This window comes from Microcystis sp. LE19-84.1B (assembly GCF_027531875.1).
Lineage (GTDB): Bacteria > Cyanobacteriota > Cyanobacteriia > Cyanobacteriales > Microcystaceae > Microcystis > Microcystis panniformis.
This window is the reverse complement of record NZ_JAPZSR010000033.1, coordinates 1-3,685: the sequence shown is the minus strand read 5'-3', so window position 1 is coordinate 3,685 and position 3,685 is coordinate 1. Positions and strand designations below refer to the sequence as shown.

Below are 3,685 nucleotides of genomic sequence, written 5' to 3'. Positions count from 1 at the left end.
GGTCGAGGGAATCAACAATAAACTTAAACTAATAAAACGGAGAGCCTATGGCTTTAGAAACTTTCGTAATTTTTGGGTTAGAAGTATGTTATCTTGGCATCTTGTCTGTTGATTTAGCATAAAGAGTAACGAAGAGCCTTTAATCGTTATCCCGAGGAGTTTTCCTGTCCGGCGATCGAGGTAAAGAAAAAACGATCCGTGTGAGCTTGTCCTGACTATTGTTATCGATTTGATCTAAGCTCATTTCCCCCCCCGATACTTCGATAATGCCTTTCGCTAACTGGAATTTAAGACCGGGAGAAAGACCAAGAGCTTGAGTAAATTGTTTTACTTCTTCTAGCTTTGATTCTAAACTCAAAGGGGAAATTTCTGGCATTTGCCAGAGAGGGATTTCCCCCGGAAATTCTAGGACAATAGTGACTTTTTTCTCGTCAAGAGCGCTTACGGATATACAAATAGAGCCACTCCCTAAGTTGGCGATCGCTGCATCGACGAGAAGGACAAGAGCGGAGGATAAACACTGATAATCGGCAATAATAGCAATATCATCGGTTAAAGGGCTAAATTTAAGCTGAATATTGCGATTAGCTGCCTGTAAATAGGTTAAACTTGCCCAATCTTGCCAAAGTTTAGTTAAAGAAAAAATTTCTCGCTCCAGAGGTATAGTACCAGACTCTAGCTTCGAGAGATTAATCATCTCATCGAGCATTGCCATCAGTTTACGGCCCGCCAGTTGTCCCTGGGCGATAAATTCCCTTTCTTCGGCCGGACTTTCGCAAAGATCGGCGAGAATCATTTGATGGATACTGATCATACTGCTCAATGGCGATCGCAATTCGTGGGCAACCCGTCCCAAAAAACTGCTTTTGAGGTGATTAATTGCCACGGCCATCTGATAAGCGAGGCGAGTTTGCTGTAATTCCCGTTTTAAAGCCTCAATATCGTCCATATTTACAGAAAAACTGCCCCTTGTCGTAAGATATCCCATCTTTGACATTGCCAACGCGCGACGGTGGAGGGTTGTCCACTATTGATTATTCCCCATGCTTGCCTTTCTGTGGGAGCTAACACCGTCACCGAGGGAAAAGTAGTCATAATCGCTTCTGGAGTTAATAAAGGCTCTTGTCCTGACAGATTAGCACTTGTGGTCGCTAAAACACCAGTTCGACCAAGAATTTCTCTTGCGATCGCATGAGCGGGAACTCGGATACCAATCGTGCTAGGATCCTTCGGGTTAAGAACTTTTGGTACTTTTTCAGAAGCAGGTAAAACCAAAGTTAGGGAGCCGGGCCAGTATTTTTCGGTCATTTGCCGCCAAATCTCCCTTTCTTCCTGATTTCCCTTGACATAATCCCATAAATCTGCTGCTGAGGCCGCCATGAGAATTAAGGGTTTATCAAAAGTCCGTTTTTTAGCGGCAAAAACTAAGGCAGCATAGGGGGGAGAAACTGCTAAAGCGGGGACTGTATCCGTGGGAAAAGAAACCACTTGACCACTGAGGGACGCGTGAACAATTTCGTTAAGAGAAGCAGTAGGCATTGAGAATTGATCATTTTTGGGGACTAATTTAGCCTAAGACTTTTTGGTACAATTTTAAACGGGTAGGGTTGATTCATGAATCAACCCTACCTTGAATCAACCCTACCTTGAATCAACCCTACTTGATCAGCGGGGTATCTGAAAGTTTTTAACACCTACCTACTTATCTCCAACCAATGAGCGACGATTAATTATGAATGAGTCTGATACTTTTGCTAATCTCCAACAATTAGAATATATTCCCTACCTAGATACCACGGGTAATATCTGTGCTGATTTACAGGGAAAAATCGGGGTTTATGCCATTTTTGAGCGAGAGCAAGTCCTAGAGTTTGTAGGCTATTCTCGTGATATTTATCTCAGTTTAAAACAACATCTTGCCCGACAGCCTCAAGCTTGTTATTGGCTAAAAGTACAGTTGATTGATCGTCCTAATCGGACTATTCTCGAATCGATTAAACAAGCTTGGCTAAGAGAAAGTCAGGCAGTAATCGGCAATGAAAAACTCTGGACAGAACCAATTGATGCTAAATTAGCCATGACTGACCCAGAAAAAGAAATTTATCAAAATGCTGATGAATTAGGGAAAATCAAGTTATTAAAACAGGTATCCAGACGAGTAGAAAATGATATTTTATCAACCCTAGAAAAACGGGGAGTACAGATGGAAATTCGTTTTAATCCCAAGTTAAAAGAACAGGGTTTGCTCGATTTAAAGTAAAAATTCCTAGGAGCGATCGATTCTCCAGACAAACCGCTATGATAGTATATCGCCCCATCCCCACACCAATGGAACAGCGATGACCAATCAAGACTGGCCAAACCTACTGCAGCAACTACTCGATCGAAAATCCCTTTCCCTTAACCAAGCTGAAGAATTAATGACCGGATGGTTAAACGGCCAGATTCCGGAAGTTTTATCGGGGGCGATTTTAGCGGCTTTGCAAGCAAAAGGAGTCTCGGCTGCGGAATTAGCGGGAATGGCTGGAGTTTTACGGCAACAATCTCGCTTAGAAGACCCTAAACCCCATACTACTCCCGTTATCGATACCTGTGGCACTGGCGGTGACGGGGCCGCAACCTTTAATATTTCCACTGCTGTGGCTTTTGTGGCGGCCGCTGGGGGCGTAAAAGTGGCTAAACACGGCAATCGCTCTGCCTCCAGCAAGGTCGGTTCGGCCGATGTTTTAGAATATCTTGGGGTTAATTTAAGCGCCCCTAGCGAGAAAGTGGCGGCGGCTTTAGATGGGGTGGGAGTGACCTTTCTTTTTGCCCCTGGTTGGCATCCGGCCCTGAAAAGTGTGGCTAATCTCCGCAAAACCCTGAAAGTTCGCACGGTTTTTAATCTTCTGGGCCCTCTAGTTAATCCTCTCCGTCCCACAGGTCAAGTTATCGGGGTTTATGACCGGCAATTTCTCACCCCCATGGCCACAGCTTTAGCAGAAATGGGAACCCCAAAGGCGATTATTGTTCACGGCCGGGAAAAACTCGACGAGGTGGGGTTGGGAGATCTGACCGATATGGCTTTATTAAATAATGGCGAGGTGATTTCTGCGGCGATCGATCCCTTGTCAATTTCTATCCCCAGAGCCAGTTTAAATGCCCTTAAAGGCGGGGAAGTGCCAGAAAATGCCGAAATCCTCAAAAATGTCCTGCAAGGGGGAGGAACGCCCGCTCAACGGGATGCTGTGGCAATTAATGCCTCCCTTGCCCTACAGGTGGCAGCAAAGGTCACTTTTGGCGATCATGCTGCTGGTTTCGCCCTCGCACGCGAGATTTTAGCCAGTGGGTTAGCTTGGCAAAAATTAGAGGAGTTGGTTAAGTTTCTCGCTTAAGAAAATTCAGAGGAGATAGGGTGGTCACTGCGTGCGCGTTGCGGAGGGTTTTGGGGTGATAGGGTGATGAGACAGCTTCCCCACTTCCCCACTTCCCCACTTCCCCACTTTCCCACTTCCCCACTCCCCCACTCTGCAATAATTACTCGCAGCCAGAAATACGTTGGGGAGTATCATACTTTGTGCTTTTTGTCAAAAAAACTTTTTTTTTGCAATAAAACTACATAAAAAAAAGATCATCGTTGTGGGTGAAATTGACTGATTTACCCGTCTTAATTAGGATCACCTTCTAGGTGTGGCAAGGGTTTCAA

Annotated in this window: 6 protein-coding genes; 3 read left to right on the top strand and 3 right to left on the bottom strand. The window is 45.0% G+C overall.

Translation table 11 applies throughout. From position 1 onward, the window contains the following. Window positions 1–112 (top strand): transposase (locus O9324_RS01890; protein ID WP_185237766.1); only part of this gene is annotated, 112 nt, incomplete at its 5' end. Window positions 113–139: 27 nt separating this feature from the next. On the opposite strand, the gene O9324_RS01885 is transcribed toward O9324_RS01890, so the two are convergent. Then, window positions 140–997 (bottom strand): sensor histidine kinase, encoded by an 858-nt coding sequence (locus O9324_RS01885; RefSeq protein WP_287629759.1) that lies wholly within the window; start codon window positions 995–997, stop codon window positions 140–142. Continuing rightward, window positions 952–1,539 carry an L-threonylcarbamoyladenylate synthase gene (locus O9324_RS01880; protein ID WP_002767910.1) on the bottom strand — a complete coding sequence of 196 codons (588 nt, stop codon included), beginning with the start codon at window positions 1,537–1,539 and terminating at the stop codon, window positions 952–954. The genes O9324_RS01885 and O9324_RS01880 overlap by 46 nt, the downstream gene beginning before the upstream one ends. A gap of 193 nt (window positions 1,540–1,732) precedes the next feature. On the opposite strand from O9324_RS01880, the gene O9324_RS01875 reads away from it, so the two are divergent. After that, complete coding sequence (locus O9324_RS01875; protein ID WP_288139339.1) at window positions 1,733–2,260, top strand: GIY-YIG nuclease family protein; 528 nt, start codon at window positions 1,733–1,735, stop codon at window positions 2,258–2,260. A 79-nt stretch (window positions 2,261–2,339) separates the two neighbouring features. Continuing rightward, window positions 2,340–3,374, top strand: coding sequence for an anthranilate phosphoribosyltransferase (gene trpD, locus O9324_RS01870; protein ID WP_002767905.1), 1,035 nt, complete (start codon window positions 2,340–2,342; stop codon window positions 3,372–3,374). Here the strand turns inward: trpD and O9324_RS01865 are convergent. Continuing rightward, window positions 3,358–3,498: a hypothetical protein gene (locus tag O9324_RS01865; RefSeq protein WP_288139338.1), complete on the bottom strand. Its 141-nt coding sequence runs from the start codon at window positions 3,496–3,498 to the stop codon at window positions 3,358–3,360. The genes trpD and O9324_RS01865 overlap by 17 nt on opposite strands. Window positions 3,499–3,685: the final 187 nt, after the last annotated feature.

Coding starts and splice junctions, on each gene's coding strand:
- O9324_RS01885 (WP_287629759.1), bottom strand. CDS start 997: ATGTCAAAGATGGGATATCTTACGACAAGGGGCAGTTTTTCTGTAAAT.
- O9324_RS01880 (WP_002767910.1), bottom strand. CDS start 1,539: ATGCCTACTGCTTCTCTTAACGAAATTGTTCACGCGTCCCTCAGTGGT.
- O9324_RS01875 (WP_288139339.1), top strand. CDS start 1,733: ATGAATGAGTCTGATACTTTTGCTAATCTCCAACAATTAGAATATATT.
- trpD (WP_002767905.1), top strand. CDS start 2,340: ATGACCAATCAAGACTGGCCAAACCTACTGCAGCAACTACTCGATCGA.